The sequence below is a fragment of the Plastoroseomonas hellenica genome (assembly GCF_018129085.1).
In the GTDB taxonomy this organism is placed as follows: Bacteria; Pseudomonadota; Alphaproteobacteria; order Acetobacterales; family Acetobacteraceae; genus Plastoroseomonas; species Plastoroseomonas hellenica.
In genome coordinates this window covers 35,299-51,676 of sequence record NZ_JAAGBB010000002.1, presented here as the reverse complement: position 1 = coordinate 51,676, position 16,378 = coordinate 35,299, and the positions used below count along the sequence as shown (strand labels likewise).

15 protein-coding genes are annotated in these 16,378 nt (G+C 65.4%); 5 read left to right on the top strand and 10 right to left on the bottom strand.

Translation table 11 applies throughout. The annotated features are described in order from the left end of the window. Nucleotides 1-55: 55 nt before the first annotated feature. A complete protein-coding gene (locus GXW71_RS01830; RefSeq protein WP_211850682.1) occupies nt 56-1,093 on the top strand; it encodes an amino acid ABC transporter substrate-binding protein in 1,038 nt (345 codons plus the stop codon). A gap of 168 nt (nt 1,094-1,261) precedes the next feature. Here the strand turns inward: GXW71_RS01830 and GXW71_RS01825 are convergent, their stop codons facing one another. From GXW71_RS01825 to GXW71_RS01805, 5 genes are read right to left on the bottom strand one after another with little or no spacing between them, the layout of a single operon-like run. Then, nucleotides 1,262-2,335, bottom strand: a complete 1,074-nt coding sequence (locus tag GXW71_RS01825) for a Gfo/Idh/MocA family protein (protein ID WP_211850681.1) — start codon at nt 2,333-2,335, stop codon at nt 1,262-1,264. A gap of 18 nt (nt 2,336-2,353) precedes the next feature. Further along, nucleotides 2,354-3,166: a sugar phosphate isomerase/epimerase family protein gene (locus tag GXW71_RS01820; protein ID WP_211850680.1), complete on the bottom strand. Its 813-nt coding sequence runs from the start codon at nt 3,164-3,166 to the stop codon at nt 2,354-2,356. A 4-nt stretch (nt 3,167-3,170) separates the two neighbouring features. Further along, nucleotides 3,171-4,040, bottom strand: coding sequence for an intradiol ring-cleavage dioxygenase (locus GXW71_RS01815; RefSeq protein WP_211850679.1), 870 nt, complete (start codon nt 4,038-4,040; stop codon nt 3,171-3,173). A gap of 12 nt (nt 4,041-4,052) precedes the next feature. Next, nucleotides 4,053-5,123 carry a maleylacetate reductase gene (locus GXW71_RS01810; RefSeq protein ID WP_456315980.1) on the bottom strand — a complete coding sequence of 357 codons (1,071 nt, stop codon included), beginning with the start codon at nt 5,121-5,123 and terminating at the stop codon, nt 4,053-4,055. After that, entirely contained in the window at nt 5,120-5,725 is a 606-nt protein-coding gene (locus tag GXW71_RS01805) for a nuclear transport factor 2 family protein (RefSeq protein ID WP_246526206.1), read from the bottom strand. The genes GXW71_RS01810 and GXW71_RS01805 overlap by 4 nt, the downstream gene beginning before the upstream one ends. A 174-nt stretch (nt 5,726-5,899) precedes the next feature. Here GXW71_RS01805 and GXW71_RS01800 point away from each other — a divergent pair, with 174 nt between their 5' ends. Further along, on the top strand, nt 5,900-6,712 hold the full coding sequence (locus GXW71_RS01800) for an IclR family transcriptional regulator (RefSeq protein WP_211850678.1): 813 nt from the start codon (nt 5,900-5,902) through the stop codon (nt 6,710-6,712). Nucleotides 6,713-6,897: 185 nt separating this feature from the next. After that, nucleotides 6,898-7,866: a tripartite tricarboxylate transporter substrate binding protein gene (locus GXW71_RS01795; RefSeq protein ID WP_211850677.1), complete on the top strand. Its 969-nt coding sequence runs from the start codon at nt 6,898-6,900 to the stop codon at nt 7,864-7,866. Nucleotides 7,867-7,957: 91 nt separating this feature from the next. Here the strand turns inward: GXW71_RS01795 and GXW71_RS01790 are convergent, their stop codons facing one another. From GXW71_RS01790 to GXW71_RS01780, 3 genes are all read right to left on the bottom strand, one after another. Then, nucleotides 7,958-8,659 (bottom strand): hypothetical protein, encoded by a 702-nt coding sequence (locus GXW71_RS01790; protein ID WP_211850676.1) that lies wholly within the window; start codon nt 8,657-8,659, stop codon nt 7,958-7,960. 399 nt (nt 8,660-9,058) lie between these two features. Continuing rightward, nucleotides 9,059-11,053, bottom strand: a complete 1,995-nt coding sequence (locus tag GXW71_RS01785; protein WP_211850675.1) for an ATP-binding protein — start codon at nt 11,051-11,053, stop codon at nt 9,059-9,061. Then, complete coding sequence (locus GXW71_RS01780) at nt 11,046-12,437, bottom strand: SIR2 family protein (protein WP_211850674.1); 1,392 nt, start codon at nt 12,435-12,437, stop codon at nt 11,046-11,048. The genes GXW71_RS01785 and GXW71_RS01780 overlap by 8 nt, the downstream gene beginning before the upstream one ends. 105 nt (nt 12,438-12,542) lie before the next feature. Here GXW71_RS01780 and GXW71_RS01775 point away from each other — a divergent pair, with 105 nt between their 5' ends. After that, nucleotides 12,543-14,219 carry an RNA-directed DNA polymerase gene (locus GXW71_RS01775; protein ID WP_211850673.1) on the top strand — a complete coding sequence of 559 codons (1,677 nt, stop codon included), beginning with the start codon at nt 12,543-12,545 and terminating at the stop codon, nt 14,217-14,219. A 229-nt stretch (nt 14,220-14,448) separates the two neighbouring features. On the opposite strand, the gene GXW71_RS01770 is transcribed toward GXW71_RS01775, so the two are convergent. Continuing rightward, a complete protein-coding gene (locus tag GXW71_RS01770; protein WP_211850672.1) occupies nt 14,449-15,258 on the bottom strand; it encodes an MBL fold metallo-hydrolase in 810 nt (269 codons plus the stop codon). 95 nt (nt 15,259-15,353) lie between these two features. After that, entirely contained in the window at nt 15,354-15,491 is a 138-nt protein-coding gene (locus GXW71_RS01765) for a hypothetical protein (RefSeq protein ID WP_211850671.1), read from the bottom strand. A gap of 417 nt (nt 15,492-15,908) precedes the next feature. Between GXW71_RS01765 and GXW71_RS01760 the strand changes: the two genes are divergently transcribed. Further along, a complete protein-coding gene (locus GXW71_RS01760; RefSeq protein ID WP_211850670.1) occupies nt 15,909-16,340 on the top strand; it encodes a MarR family winged helix-turn-helix transcriptional regulator in 432 nt (143 codons plus the stop codon). The last annotated feature ends 38 nt before the right edge of the window (nt 16,341-16,378 follow it).

The following is a 16,378-nucleotide window of genomic DNA, read 5'->3' as shown; positions in this document are numbered from 1 at the left end:
CGTGCACACCATGCGCGATCACCCGCGCGTTACCGCGCCCCGCCAAGGACCGCCCATGACCAGACGCCTCGCCGCCCTGCTGATCGCCGCCGCCTGCCTCGGGGAGCCCGCAATCGCGCAGACCGTCCAGCCGGCCGCGCCGGGCCCAACGCTGTCGGCCGTCCGTGGCCGCGGCGCCGTCGCCTGCGGCATCTCGACCGGCGACCCCGCCTGGAGCCAGCCGGACAGCCGCGGCGAATGGCAGGGCATGGATGCCGATTTCTGCCGCGCCGTCGCCGCCGCAGTGCTCGGCGATCCCGCCCGCGTCGCCTGGAACCCGCTCACCGGCCAGAACCGCTTCCCGACGCTCGCCTCCGGCCAGATCGACGTGCTGAGCCGCACCACCACCTGGACCTTCCTGCGCGACGTCACCAACGGCCTGAACTTCGCCGCCCCCAACTTCTTCGACGGCCAGGGCTTCCTGGTGCGCTCCAATGCCAACATCACCAGCATCCGCCAGCTCGACGGCGCCTCGATCTGCTTCACCTCGGCCAGCACGCATGAACTCAACCTGCAGGACTGGTCGCGCAACCAGAACATCCGCTTCACGCCGGTGATCTTCGCCGACAAGGACGAAGCTCGCCGCGCCTATGAAAGCGGCCGCTGCGACAGCTACACCGGTGATGCCAGTCAGCTCGCCGCCGTGCGCGCCGCCTTCCCGAACCCGGACGAGCACGTGCTGCTGCCCGAGCGCATCAGCAAGGAACCCTATGCCGCCGCCGTCCGCCACGGCGACGACCAGTGGTTCGACATCGTCCGCTGGGTCGCCTTCGGCCTGATCGAAGCCGAAGAGCAAGGCGTCACCCGCGCCAATGTCGACCAGATGCTGACCAGCCAGAGCCCGGCCACCCGCCGCCTGCTCGGCGTCAGCGGCGACCTCGGCCCGGCGCTCGGGCTCGACCGGCGCTGGATGTACAACGCCATCAAGGCCGTCGGAAACTACGGCGAAATCTATGACCGCCACCTCGGCGCCAACAGCCCGGTGCACCTGCCCCGCGGCCTGAACGACCTCTGGAGCCGTGGAGGGATGATGTTTTCGCCGCCGATGCGGTGACGGTGGCGCCCTGGGGAAGGCTCTGCCTTCCCCAGACCCCATCCGCGAGGAGCCTGCAGGCCCCTCGACCCGGATCATTTTAGCGCCCTGATTGCCAAGGGGTGCCGCCCACTTCGGGGCGGCATCCCTTGGCAATCAGGGCTCCAAGTGAAGCAGGTCCAGGAGCCTCTAGGCTCCTGGCGGGTGGGTCCGGGAGGGCAGAGCCCTCCCGGGATGCACAGCTTCACCGGTCTCGGCGGAGCGCTTCACCGCCAGCGTCGCGGCCAGTGTCGCCACGCCGTCGCGGCCGGAGACGAGTGGGGCTTCGTCGCGCCGGATGACGCGCAGGAAGTGGTGCATCTGCTCGACGAGCGGGTCGCGTGGCGGCACGGCCAGCACCTCCCGCACCAGTGGTTGGTCCCAGCCGCACTGGCCGGCGTAGCGCCATAGCGCCATCTCCGGCATCTCCAGCGACGCGTCGGTGCCGCAGAGCCGATAGGCATTCGCCTGATGGCTGATAAAGTGGGGATTCTCGCCAGAGGTCTGGTCCCAGCACCAGGGCGAGGGCACGGCGTCCGACAGGGTGATGGTGGCGAGTGCGCCGGAGCGGAAGCGCAGCAGCACGGCGGCGCTGTCCTCCACCGCGAAGCGGCGCGCGGTGCTGCCGGTCATGGCCTGTACGGCCTCGATCTCGCCGCAGAGGAAACGCAGCGCATCGATATCGTGGACGAGGTTGATCAGCACCGGGCCGCCGCCGATCTCGCGCCGCCAGGCGGCGTCGAAATAGGAATCGGGCTTCAGCACCATCGAGTCAGAGCTGATGGTGACGAGGCGGCCGAGCCGCCCTTCCTGGATCAGCCGGCGTGCGGCCTGCATCACCGGGTTGTGGCGGCGGAAATGGCCGACCAGCAGCGGCACGCCTGCGCGCTCTGCTTCGTCAGCCACGGCGACGGCCGCGTCGAGGTCGTCGGCGATCGGCTTCTCGATCAGGGCGGCAACACCGCGTGCGATGCAGGCGCGCGCGCCGGCGACATGCAGCGCGTTCGGCGTGGCGATCACGGCGCCATCCGGCCGCACTGCGTCGAGCATCGCCTCGGTTGCCGTGAAGTACGGCACGCCGAGGCGGGCGGCGAGCGCGGCCGCCTCCGCCGTCGGGTCCACGATGGCGGCCAAGCGCCCCTGCCCCGGCGGCAGCGCGCCGAGGATCCGGATATGGGCCCGGCCGATCACCCCGGCCCCGATCACCGCGACGGCGACGGACATGCGATGCGTCCCCTGCGCCTAACTGCCTTCGTGGCGCCGCAGAACGGCGCGTGTCGCGTCGCCCACCAGGCGCGCGCGCTGGCCCGGCGGCAGGGCGGCCCGCGCCGCCGAAGGTGCCTCGACGGCCATCGGCGTCCCCGGCGGGAAACCCGCCACGAAATCGTCGAGCGGCAGCCCGCCCTCGCCGGGATAGAGCCTGTTACCGCGGGCCTCCGGGCGAAGCCCATCCGGGCCGGGAACTGCCGCCGGCGCATCGCAGAGATGGCCGTAGGAGAAGAGGGCGGGATCATAGGCCGCGAGATCGGCCGGTCGGCCGCCAGAGCGGCTGAGATGCAGTGCGTCGACCAGCAGCCCCGCATCGGCGGGCCGCACCGCCGCCAGCAGCGCGGCCGCATCCGCGAGGGTCGTCACCTGCGCATAGGGGATGAATTCCAGCATCACCCTGAGGCCGCGCTGATGTGCCGCCGCACAGAGGCGCGCCAGGTTGCCGGCGAGGCGGCCGCGGTCCGGGTCGTTGCCGACGGTCAGCACGTGGCGCGCGCCGAGCTCCGCGGCGAGGTCGAGCGCCGGATGCAGGCCGGCGATATCGCTGTCGGGATGGAGCCAGATGGCTTCCACGTCGAGGATCATGAGGCCGGTGTCGCTGAGCCGCGCCTTGATGCGCCGCTGCAGCGGCAGGTCGCCGATGACAGGGACGATTGCGTCGGTCGGAAAGGGCGGCACGATGCGGAGCCCGATGGCGTCGAAGCCGCCGGCGGCGCCGGCCTCGATCAGGGCCAGCGGATCGGCGTCCATCACCGTCAGATGGGCAAGCGAGATCAGGCGCGCCATCGCGTCACGCCCTGCCCGGCGCGAGCACGAAGTCGTAGCGGAGCAGAGCGCAGGCTTGGTCGGCTGTGTTGCCGCCCGGCGTCGTGCCGGGCTCCTGCCGCGACAAGGCCCGGACCAGGCTGTCCTTCACGCCGAACACCACGTCGGAATCGAGATAGGGATCGCCGTCGAGGAAGACATGCGTCACCAGCGTCTCGCAGCCGGGGGCGCCGATCATGAAATGCACATGAGCGGGACGATAGGGGTGCCGCCCCTGCGCCTTCAGCATGTCGCCGACCGGCCCGTCATGCGGAACCGGGTAGCAGGACGGCACGACGGAGCGGAACCAGAAGCGCCCTTCCGCATCGGTGCGGAAGCGGGCGCGCATGTTCAGCGCCGGCAGGCCCTCGCCGAGTTGCACGTCGTAGAAGCCTTCGGTGTCGGAGTGCCAGGTGTCGATCCAGGCGCCCGCGATCGGCGTGCCGTCAGGGCCGCGCACCGTGCCTTCGACGAGCAGCTTCTCCCCCGGCTTGCCGCCGGCGATGTCTTCGCCGAGCGCCAGCTCCGGCGGGCCTTCGACATAGAAGGGGCCGAGGACGGTGGTCTCGGTCGCGCCATCCGGCAGCGGGTGGTTGATCGCGTCCACGAGCATGGACACGCCGAGCGTGTCGGACAGCAGGATGAATTCCTGCCGCGTGTCGGAGCACATCTGCCCGGCGCAGGTCAGGAAGGCGATGCCGTCAGCCCATTCCGCCTGGGTGGGACGGACTTCCCGCACGAAGGCGTGCAGGTGACGGATGAGCGCTTCGCTCACCGCCCGCGCGCGCGGCGACGGCGCATCGACGAGGCGCGCAAGGACCGCCCCGGTGATCGTCTCCTCCGAGAAGTTCCGCATGCCGCTATCCCCCTATTCCACCGCGGGCGGCGCGCCCGCCCATGCACGCCGCAGCAGCGCTTCCAGCGAAGCGGCATCGGGCGGCCGCGGATTCCAATAGGCGCCTTCCAGCACCAGCGCGACCGCGCGCCCGATGCCGTCCTCGGGCATGCCGATGTCGCGGAGCGCCCGCGGCGCGCCGAGCGTTCCCGCGAGGCGCCACAGCGCCGCCGCGGCATCATCGGTCCCGCCGAGCGCCCGCGCGACCCGGGCCATGGCGTCCGGCGCCGCGCCGGCGTTGTAGCCGGCGACGTGAGGGATGAGCACGGCATGGGTTTCGGCATGCGGCAGGCCGAAGGCGCCGCCGAGCGCGTGGCAGATCTTGTGGTGCAGCGCCATGCCGACGGCGCCGAGGCAGGTGGCGCAGAGCCAGGCGCCGTATTGCGCGCGCGCCCGCGCCTGATGGTCGGACCCGTCAGCGACCACGGCGGGCAGCGCCGCGCCGAGGGCGCGGATCCCTTCCTCCGCCATCAGGGAGGTGATCGGGTTGGCGTCGCGCGCATAGAGCGCCTCCACGGCATGGGCCAGGGCATTGAGCCCGGAGGTCGCGGAGATCGCCGGCGGCAAGGAGAGGGTCAGCTCCGGGTCGTAGATCACGACCTCCGGCAGCACATCGAGCGAGCGGAGCGTGGTCTTGCGGCCGCCCTCGGTCTGCCCGAGCACCGGCGTGACCTCGGACCCCGCATAGGTGGTGGGCACCGCGATCTGCGGCAGGCCGGTGCGGAGCGCGAGCGCCTTGCCGAGCCCGATGGTCGAGCCGCCGCCGATCGCGACGATCGCGTCGCAAGCCGCATCGTGCAGGAAGGCGAGCGCGCGCTCCGTCACCGCGACTGGGGTATGCATCACCGCGCCATCGAAATGGGCGCCGAGCGCGTCGCCCAGCGGCGCCGCAACCCGCGCCGCCATCCCCCGCTGCCCGGCTGTCGAGAGCACCAGGGCGCGGCAGCCGCCGAGGGCCGCGAGCTCCGCCCCCAACTCGGCCGCGCGCCCCGGGCCGAACAGCACCCGAGCGGGGAGCGCCGTGTAGGCGAAGGGGGCGATCACGGCCGCAGCGCGCCGCCCGTCAGCCAGGCGCGGCCGCGGGCATAGAGGGCTTCGACCTCCGGCCCCGTGAGGCCGGGCATATCAGCCTTCACGGGATAGCCGATCTTCGCCTGGATATAGGCGAGGTGGCGGTAGCCGGCCGGGAAGCGCGCCAGCAGTTCCGGCTCCAGCGGAATCGCGGTGCCGGGGACCAGCGGGTCGATGCGGTCCTTCTCATAGATCGGCTGGCGCAGCACCATGCCCCAGCGCCCGTCCCGCTTCTCGATGAAGTCGTAGAAGCGCCCGGTGCAGACGACGTCGCAGGCGACATCATGCACGGTGGTGCGCTGGGAGATCGTCATCTTGGTCTGCGCGATGGCACGGTTGCCGTGGACGTCGGCCGAGTGCCCGCCGAGGAAGTGCAGGATCGAGACGCCCTTCTCCCAACCGGCGCGGGAAGCCGCGATGAATTCGTCGGCGGTGCCCTGCACCCAGGTTGCCATCATCACCCCGTCATCGTGCCAGACGGTGCGGAAGCGCTCCCAATCGCCGGCATCGCGCCAGACGGCCCAATTCTCCACCAGCTCGCGGATCGCCAGCCGGTCCTGCAGTGTTTGGTCCATCCGCATCCCTCCCGAAGCGCAGCCTGCCGGCGGATGATCGCCGCGCCCAGAGCCGTAACCGCCCCTCAGAGCACGGTCAAGGATATGAACAATTCACAAGAAGGAAATGACCACCCTGTGTAGGCACCCGGGCGCCATGTTGACCTTGACCCGGGCGAACGCGATATCTGGTTCATGGATAGGAACATCAGCGGCGTGATCGACCCTGCCCCGGCCGCGGTCAAGTCCGCCAGCCGCGTCCTCGACCTGTTCGAGCTGCTGGCGCGGTGGGACCGCGCGGTGTCGCATGCCGATCTCGCCGAGGGCCTCGGCATCCCCAAGAGCAGCCTGACGCAGTTGCTGAAGGACCTGGTGGCCCGCGGTTACGTGGAGTTCCACGCCCCCGGCAAAGGCTATCGCCTGGGGCCGGCCTTCGCCGACCTCGCCCGCCGCACCGCCCGGGAGACCGACCTGATCGGCTGCGCCGAGCCCTTCCTGCGCGAGATCACGGAGCGGACCGGCGAATCCTCCGCGCTCAACCGCCTGAAGGGCTGGCAGGCGGAGGTGGTGGCGACGGTCAGCGGCCCGCACCGCCTGGTGACGCATATGCGCTTGGGCGACCTCGCGCCGCTCTACGCCACCTCCGGCGGCAAGGTCATCCTGGCGAACCTGCCGGAGGCGGAGCTGGAGGAATACCTGGCCGCGACCAGCTTCGAGCCGATCACGCCGAACACCCTCACCTCCGCGGAGGAACTGCGCCGCCAGATCGCGACGGTGCGCCGCGACGGGATCGCCTTCTCCTTCGAGGAGTTCACGCCGGGCATCGTCGGCATCGCCGCGCCGATCCTCTCCGGCTCGGGCTATCCGCTGGGCTCGCTCAACGTGGCCATGCCGAGCGTGCGCTACAGCCCGAAGGTCAGGGACCGGGTGGTGGACGTGATGGAGCGCGCGGCCCGCGAGATCTCGGGCCGCATGGGACGCTCGGACCGGCAGCGGCCGCCGGAATAGGGCGGACATTCACGTATGGGAACCTTCGCGCCGGACTGTGGCTCCGGCGCCTGGGCAGTCGCGTTCAGCCGCATCAATTCCCGTATGTGTCCTAATTCACATCCTTGTCCAGTCTGCTGACCACCTGCTACGAAGGCGCCAGCAAGGGCCGCCCGAACGGCCCATGGACAGGGAGGAGAAGGGCGATGTTGGGACGGCGAGGACTGGGCGCGGCGGCGTTGGGGCTGGCGGCAGCGAGGCAGGCCCTGGCGCAGGATGCCGCGCGTGGGCCGGTGACGATCATCGTCCCCTGGGCGCCTGGCGGCTCCGCCGACACCCTGGCGCGGCTGCTGGCCCAAAAACTCTCTCAGGATCTCGGCCAGTCCTTCGTGGTGGAGAACCGGCCCGGCGCATCCGGCATCATCGGCCACGCCGCGGTCGCGCGGGCACGGCCGGATGGCAGCACCATCCTGTTTGCCGCCAGCGCCACCTACGCCATGGTGCCGCATCTGCTGCCCCTGCCCTACGACAACGCCACCGCCTTCGCGCCGATCGGGCTGATCCTCTCGACGCCGCTCGTGGTCTGCGTCTCGCCGCGGCTCGGCGTCACCGATCTACAGGGGCTGGTCGCGCGCGCCAAGGCGGCGCCGGGGCGGCTGAGCTACGGCTCGGCTGGCGCCGGCAGCACCACGCATCTGGCGACCGAGATGCTGCTCGGCATGGCCGGCATCGAGGTGACGGAGGTCCCCTATCGCGGCAATGCGCCAGCGCTGCAGGCGGTGCTCGCGGATGAGGTGCAGTTCACCAGCGTCGACGCGCCGGTCGCCCTGCCCTTCGTGCGCTCCGGCGATCTGCGCGCCGTCGCCGTCACCACGCGCGGGCGCAGCCCGCTGCTGCCGGAGGTGCCGAGCATCGCGGAAGCCGGCTACCCCGACTACGAATGCGCCACCGAATTCGCCCTCCTGGCCCCGGCCGGCACGCCGGCCGCGGTGACCGCGCGCCTGCAGGCCGCCGTCGCCGCGGCGCTGCGCGCGCCGGACATGCAGGAGAAGCTGGCGCAGCAGGCAGTGGTCGCCAGCATCGGCACGCCGGCCGAATTCCCCGCTTATCTCGCGCGGGAGAATGCGCGCTGGTCGAGGCTTATCCGCGAGAGGAACATCCGCGTCCAGCAGTAGGGCGGGATGAGCTGAGGCGGGATCGCCGGACGTCCAAGGCGCACGATCGAACGCAGCGCCGGAGCGTGATGTCGAAGCGCATGCGAGCGCATCATTCATGCTTTAGACGCTCCCACTCGCCGATCAACGACCTATAATTATGACGGAAAACCGCCTCTTCATTGCCGTGCAACGGCGTCGTTTGCGGAGAGAAGAATGTCCGACGAAGAGCGTCGATAATACGCATGTCACCTGGGTCTAGCTCTGTCAGAGCCCGTTGCATCACCCATAAGCCTAATCTTCCACCCTCTTCGGGGAGCGCCGGTTCTTCGCTGAAGTAAGGGTATACGACGCGGGTGTATTCTCCCCTGACGCGCGCGTGGAGCGCATCCCTTACGCGAATTGTGCCACCTAGGTCCTCGATTCGTAGCTTACCGTGCACGCTTTGAGGGACGATCTCGACGGGCTCGTTTGACCAACGCAATTTTGCGCTGAGCAATTCGAGGATGCCGTCTTTTAGCAATGGGTATAGCCGCCTAAAATTTCTGTTTGACTTTATTCGGTCATCAGTCATCCTTGTAATATCTCCGCCACCAGAAACGTGAATTTTTACATCAGACCAGAAAGGTAAGTAGAAATCGCCGCCTCTACTTCTGGTTCCACCGGCTTCTTTTCTTCGGTCAAGCCGGATATCCTCTTTCAAAATTGACCGTCGCAACGAATTTGGCGCATAGAACAATTGCAGCGCCTTTCGGAGAGGAATATCCAGAACAGACATACATACCCCCGCTTGCCACCGATCAAGCACAATCATCACTTTAAATTTTCTTAACGTAACTGAAAAGATAGATTTTCGCTCGAAAATTGGGTTTCTGCACAGAATTGTTGAAACCCACCCACAATATTTTTGTTTTCCTAGTCCACTTTGAACACCTTCACTAAGCGCCTAATTCCGCCGTTCAGCAACGAAGCCCAAAGCCCCAAAAAACTGCTATGGATTCATCTTTGAGCATCCGGCTTTTTGAGATGATCGATATGGGGAGCTTCCGGTTCGGCAGGCTTTGGCGGAAGGTTCCCAAGAGCCTTTGCTTTAAGCTACCGGTCTACGCTGAGAGTATCCGGCGAATCAGGGTGCGCAGGGCGCATCTTGCTGTCGTTGGGCACGCTGCCGCAGGTCCGACGGCTTCTCGACATGGCGCACTCCCATGCCGCATTACGCACCCCAAGCGTCGATTATTTGGCCCAGCGGGAAAGCTGCCTCTTCCCTGCGCCATTCATGATAAGGCGCGGCGGTCTGGCTATAGGGTCCGGGGGCAGGACGGTCGAACTGCACCCGCGTCGGAATGTGGAACGCGCTCCCGAATACGATCGCTTCGCCCGACGAGAGGATCGTCACTTGGTCCAGCAGGCGGCGCGCTTGCATCGGGATAATGCGTCGAAAATGGTCGATGTCGTCGGGGTTCTGGAGCCGGTGGCTGATGAAATTGGCGCACTGGCTAATGATGGTTTGGCTGATCTCGCTCGGTCGTTGGCTGGCGATGATCAACGATAGTCCAAACTTGCGCCCTTCCTTGGCGATGCGCTCATAGGTGAGCCGCGCGAGACGATGGCCGCGGTCCTCGTCAGAGCGCGCCGGTCGCGCATAATTATGCGCTTCTTCGAGTACTAGCACCCAGGGATGCTTGTAGCGCGACGCGGCGGGCAAGCGCTGGCGCGCCTCCAGCAAGATTCTTCCGATGACTGCACAGGCATAAGGCAGCACTTCGTTGCTCAGCATAGACAAGTCGAGGACCGAAACTCTCGGGCCCGTGTCTACGCCCAGACCAAAGCGCGCGAACCACGTGGAAAGCCGCTCGACCTTGGTAGAGGCCTCCTCATAGTTGAGAAAGGCTCGCCAGCGCTTGTCGTCGAGCCGAGTTTTGAGCCGGAGCTTCAGTGTCGTCAGATGCGCGTCGACCCGGAACGTGTCCTCTTTGGAGACCGCGCGGTTGATAAGTGAGGGATCGGTTAGCGTAGCGCGCGCGATCGGCAAGGGGGAATCAGCGGTGCGCGCGCCGGCCTCGGCGCTCGCTGAGCCACCGACGATCTGGGCGCGGATCAGGTCCTTCAGCTTGTCTGCCTCGGTCGCGATTGCAGCCTGATTGTTCATGACCTCGGTATTGAAGTCGTTGGCCATTCTGTGGGCGGCAAACAGGGCGGTAAAGGCGGTGGTGTCGATGCCGGTAGCAACGAGGTGGCCGATGATGGCGTCGCAGTAGGAGCCGGCAGCCTTCTTCTTGATCTTGGTGAGTTCGGTCAGCAGTTGGTCGAGCGCGCTCATTGCATTCTGGAGCGCGCCCATGCCGGCCGCCGCGGTCGCGCTGTCGCCCTTGGCGATCGCCCACCAGTCTTTGAGAACCGGCTCCTGGGTCTGTTCGGAGGCACTGAGCCAGGCGCAGATCTCCTCAGCGTTTAGGAACCACAGCGGGAGACTGAATTCTCTGCCGTTGAGGTAGATACGATCAGGCAGCCGTTGCTCGGCTGGGATGGCAGGGAAGGCCTTCGCATATTCACCATTGATGTCGAGGATGAAAACGTGCGGCTCCTCGCGCGCGCCATCGAGCGCCTTCATCGCTTTTTGGATCAGGCTGGAGACCGAGAAGGATTTGCCTGAACCAGTGTTGCCGACAATCGCCAGCGGCCGCGAGAAGAGGTCGTTGTAGGAGGCACGAACGACATTGCGGGACTGGCCGGTTGGGAAGCCGATCTTGAGATCGCAATCAAAGTCCGTGGCATCATAGCCCTCGGGCTTGTTCCGCCGCGGCGGGATTTCAAAGACAGCCCGCAGGATGTTAGGCGAGCCGATCTCGGCCGGTGTGTCCAGCGTCGGAAGGATCGAGATGCCCGGGCTGAAGGCCGGCTCTTCGTCGATGTGTTCGATTGTGCCGAGCAACTGGACGCTTGCAATTCGGCGCGGCTTCATCAGCTCGATGCTGAGCTCGTCACCGTTGCCTGGATCGAAGGTCTCTCGAGCTTCGAGGTCGGTGATGATCCCAATCACGGTTTCGCCGGCACCGAGCGCGAAAGTCAGATAGGCGTTAATCGCGATGGCGGCCTGGACGCCGTCGAGGGTAGCACGCAGCGGCGAGCGGGTTTCCGGCAGGAGTTCGACCTTCACTCGGAACCCTTGGACCGAGACGATATGGCCGACGAGCCGTGGGTTATCCATCGGCGTTTCCCGCATCAGCGACGGGCGTTGCGGAGGCTGCGATCTGCTTTTCGAAGCGGCGCAAGCGCAGAAAATCATCGAGCCACTGGACGTCTGGCATGACGGTACGGGCGAAATCGTCGAAGGTGGCGTGTTCGAAGGGATTGAGCGCGAAGGTGCCGGCGGTCGGGCACAGCACGAAGGAGCGCTTGCCGAGATCCTTGTAGCGCCTAACGCGCTCGATGACTGGACTGTTCGGATTTGGCTCCACGACCAGCATGACAAGCGAGGGGTTCATCAGCGCGTTCTCGATGATGCGTGAGATATGATCATCGCCAAAGCCGTAACCAAGGACGAGCAGGAAGGTTTGGGGGATACCCAGCCGCACCTGAAACGAGCGGAAGAGGTGCGCATAGGGCATGGCGAGGGTCTGAGCGAACTTGTTGGCGGTCGGTAAGATACCAACCGATCGCGTTGAGGCGGCCAAAGGCGCGAGCGCCGCGGCCTTTTCAGCCGCCGTCATCGCCGCATAGGCGCGAAGAGGCCTAAGATCTGGGTGGCGGGCGCGCATTTCCAAGCCCTCCTCGAACCAGTGGATCGAGCCGTGCAGCTTGTAGAAGTGAAGAAACTTGTCGAAGCGTCGGACCCGACCTTCGGCGACCTCACCCGGATAGTAGATATCGAGGCCATAGACCGATGGATCGAACCGCGCGTCGGCCCGCCCAGTGAAGCCGTCGAAATACTGGATGCCGAGCAGCTCCAGTGCCTGCTCGAACAAGGTATCGTAGTTGAGGGTGAAGAGATGCGTCCGCCCGAGATTGCTGTCACGCGCGACCAACTTGGAGAGGAAGGCGAGCTGCGGCGCAATATTGTGCGCATTGGTAGCGAGTTCAGTGTCGGATAGCGACAGCGCGCATTCGGCGAAGATGGCCATGCGAAGCCTATCGACGAACCATCGAAGATCCTCAGTGGTCGGTGCCGGACTGCCCGGCCAACTGACTGCCGTAAATGGAGCGCCGGAACTGTCGGCGACGACAAGCGCATTGGTGACGAAGGAGAGCCAGGCTTCGAAGCCGATCGGATCACCGAGCATATCGGCGTGCTGGACGTTGATCCGGCGCCGCTGCAGGATAGGCGTGATCGAGAGGGGTAGATCGGACATCGCCTCGATAGTGTCGAAGACGGCCGCTTCAAGATTAGCCATGGTCTTGCCGCCGGACGACACAGACGTACCCGAACCAGTTAAGACGACAAGCTGCTCCATGCGCAGCCATTCGGCGATCAATGCCTGAAGGCGTATACGGCTCTGTCTCTGGTCGAGTCCTGCGAGCAGGTCACCGACCTTTCCATCCTCGGCGACGCCTATTAGCTGATAATTGGTTGGTGCCGCCGTCGCAGCCGTCATAGTCCCCCCGCTGTTGCGGCGCCGCGAGATTGGCGAGCGAACAGCGCCTCTTGCAGTTTCGATACTATCAGACACATTGCTGCAACGGCGCAACCGGGATCAGCCATGACGGCCAAGACCAAATCCGAACGACTCCGACGCTTGCTATCGCATGGTTATTTCGCACCGGAACTACCGCCGTGCTTCGTGTCCCATGACCTTGCAAAATACCGCAAGTTCACGCTCGACCGTATCGATGCTCTCCCGTCGATCAAGGGCAAGCCAGCATTTTATCGTTACGTATCAGAACCAAGCTGGTTCTATTTTCCGCGCTTCGGTAAGGATGACCGGCGGCACGGGGTACCAAACCCGATATCGTACCTGCTCCTCTCGCGGGCAGTGGCCGACAATTACGTCAAGCTCCGCGCCGCATCCAAACAATCGCGCATGTCGGCTTCGCCGCCAATTTTCGACTGGAGCGGACCGCGAGCCCTTGTACGCCCAAGCATCGATCTGCGCGACGACTTCAGGGTCGACCTATCGTCGCGCCGGGAAGAATTCGTCAGCGCCGACATCCGAGCATTCTTCCACTCGATCTACACTCACGCAATTCCGTGGGCGATCCACGGCAAGGCCTTTGCGAAGGAGCACAGGGGGCCAGAGCATTTCGGCAATCTGATCGATTTGCTCAGCCGCAATGCCCAGGATGGGCAGACCCTCGGGCTGCCTGTGGGACCCGACTGCTCCCGTCTGATTGCTGAGGTGGTGGCTTCTGCGATCGACGCGGCGTTACGCGAGAAGGTGGGTGTCGGGCCGCGCGATGCGTCTCGCTACATCGACGACTATACCATCAGCAGCGGCGACAATCTTTCTGGCAAGAATCTTATCGCGGCACTAAGGCAATCCGTTGGACATTTTGAACTCGAACTCAACAACGAAAAGTCTGAAATATTGCCTACCTCCGTTCGCCACGATACAGGCTGGAAGCAAGAAGTGCTATCGTATGTGCCGCGGGAATTCGGAGACGACGCCGCCTTCCAGCATTTCTTTTATAGAGTTGGTCGCGTCTGCAAATTACATCCTGACGCCAATGTCGAGAAATATGCATTACAGAATGCTCGCGCCGCCTTCGTTCGTGCAAATAGCTGGGGAAAGCTGCAAAGCCATTTGATCGCGGCGTACCGCCGCAACTCAAGCTTGGTTGCATTCCTCGTGGAAATTACGATCCTGCGGGAGATCGAGCGCAGCGACGTAGATCGCGGGAAATTGGCCGAATTTCTCGAACATCGCCTGCCGGTGCTGGCTCGCGAAAATCGCAGCGGCGAGATCATTTGGTTTCTCTTCTTGGCCGCCCGTTTGCGAATCTCGCTTTCCGCCAAGAGTCTTGAACCGCTCAGCGAACTTGAGAACGCGATGGTTGCCCTGCTAATTGCTCAATGCGTCAATTTTGGTATCGTTGATGGACTAGTAAATTTTACTTTGTGGAACCGATCTCTGACCGATGCTGGATTGCGCAGCGGAATGTGGCTCTACGCATATGAAAGTGTCGGCCTGGGCATCAATCCGGGGCTCTCAACTACATTTATCGAGAAAGATGCCTTTTTCGCACCAATTCTTGCGAAGAATATTCGCTTTCTGTTGATTGAAAGCGGCTTCACCTCGATCAACAACACGCTCCGCTCCTTAAAAGGCGACAACGCGCGCCTGAAGCGGGTGCGCGACGACTTCATGGACGATTTCAGCTTCGAGCTGGACGATCTTGATGATGACATCGACGGCGAAATCGAGGATTCTGGTTACTAGGAAGGGAATCTGCTGCAACGTACTGAGGTCCCTGGAAGGGGCATCGCCCGCGATGCGCTGCATCGTGCCGGCAAGCAGTCAAAGTCAGCTTTAAGCTTCTTGAGGTCTGAAAGCGGACTGGCGGCAAGCGGCCACTACACGCCAACAGGTCCGCCTCCCCGTTTGATTGACGGGCAGGCGTTCCCATTTTGGCTCACCTGTCTTCCGGCTGCCCCTATCGAGACGGTCGCTAGGCCGGTGCGAAATCATAGCCCTCCCCCCCTCGCGTGACGCTGCCAACGCCCGGGAAGTCGAGATGCGCGCCCGCGACGAAGACGCCCGGCCGCGCCGCGCGTTCCAACATCCGCAGGCGGGTCGCACGCGCCGCCGCCTGGTCGTCGTCGTATTCCCAGGTGAGCTCCGGCTGGGCGAACTGGATCGACGGCACATGCACGACATCGCCCCAGATCAGCAGCGCCTCCCCACCGCTCGCGACCTCGAAGGCGGTGTGGCCCACCTCATGGCCATGGGCCGCGACGGCGGCCACGCTGTCGCTCAGGGCGAAGCCGTCGCCGAAGCCCTCGCAGCGCGCGTGGCAGCGCGCCAGCCGCGCGTCGCGGCGGAACAGCGCGCGTTCCTCCTGCGGGACGTAGAGATGCCGGAGCTTCGGGAAGGCGTCCGATCCATCCGCCGCCACCAGCCCGGCGACATGGTCGAGATGGGTGTGCGTGACAGCGACGGTATCGATCGCCTCCCGCGCCACCCCCGCTTCGGCGAGCGCCTCGGGCAGCAGGCCCATGCTCGGCTCCCAGGCATTCGCGGCGCCTGTGTCGATCAGGATGTGCCGGCCTTCCCCGATGATCAGGAAGGCGTTGACGGAAAGCCGCAGCCGCCCGTCGACCAGCCGGACCTCCTCGGGCAGATCCGCGCCGAAGGGCCGGTCGCCCGGCTGGCGAAGCCGGCTGGGCGGCATGTCCACATGGCCGTCGCGGAGCGCCACAATGGTCAGCGCGCCCAACGCATAGCTGACGAAATTAGTGCCGGACCGGATCCGCTGCATGGGTGTCTCCTTCGCCTGGGCGCGCGTCCAGCCTGTCGGACGCGCCTGTCATCAGTCCATCTGCCGGGAAAGCCATCGCGCAGCAGCGCCGCCGCTCAGCCGCCTGCGGGCCCGTCCACGCAGTCGCGGATCCAGGTGAGGAACGCCTTGTGCTTCGGCAGCCCCGCCTTTTCCTCCGCGCTGAGGAGATAGTAGCCCTCCGCGGTACTGACAGTGCCGGGCCAGGGGGCCACCAGCCGGCTATCCCGTAAGTCCCCTCGACATAGGCGTGCTGCGCCATGGCGACCCCGAGCCCCTCGAGCGCGGCCGCGGCAACGAACTCACGCTCAGAGCCTGTCTCGAAATGGCCGCGGGGCGATCTGGCGGTCCTTTTCCGCCCCTGCCGCGCCGACTTCCTCGCCGATGCAACCAGCATCGGCTGCGTCAGCCGACACGCCAGGAACGAAAAATGCCTCGCCAACTCACCACCGCGCCATTCCGAGACAGGCTCTCAGGACAGGCTGAGCGAACGGCCTGAGATTCGAGAGCGCTTGGGCGCCCGCCCGGGACAGCGACCGGCGCTACGTAGGATCGCGCGGCAGGGTTATGTAAGGATTCGCGTGAGAAGCGGCTGGTGCCACCCCGGCTGCAGCGTTTGATGCGGATCCAATATGACCAAGCCGACCGATGACCAGCTCGCCAAGCTTGGCGCCGCATTCGATGGGTTCGCGCGCCGCTACAAGCTCGCGGATCCGGACGGCATCGAGCGATCCCTCAATGAGATCGACAAATACACGCTCCGGTTCGTCGCGGATCACCCCGGGTGCGGGCCGACGGATCTTGCGCGCTACCTCGGCGTTCCGACGACGACGGCCTCCTCGGCGACCGATCGTCTGGCCAGGCGCGGCCTGTTGCAGCGTGACCGCGTCGAAGGCGACCGTCGCGCCGTCGCATTGCGTCTCTCGGCCGAAGGGGAAGCCCTGGTTGCCGATCTGGTGGCCGCGTACCGCGCCCTTTGCCGGATGATGCTGGAGCGGCTGTCGCCCACCGAACGGGACAGCTTCATCGGCATGATAACGAAAATCGTATATCACGACGATTGAATAGTACGAATATCGTCATATCTGGGGCAAGGGCGCGG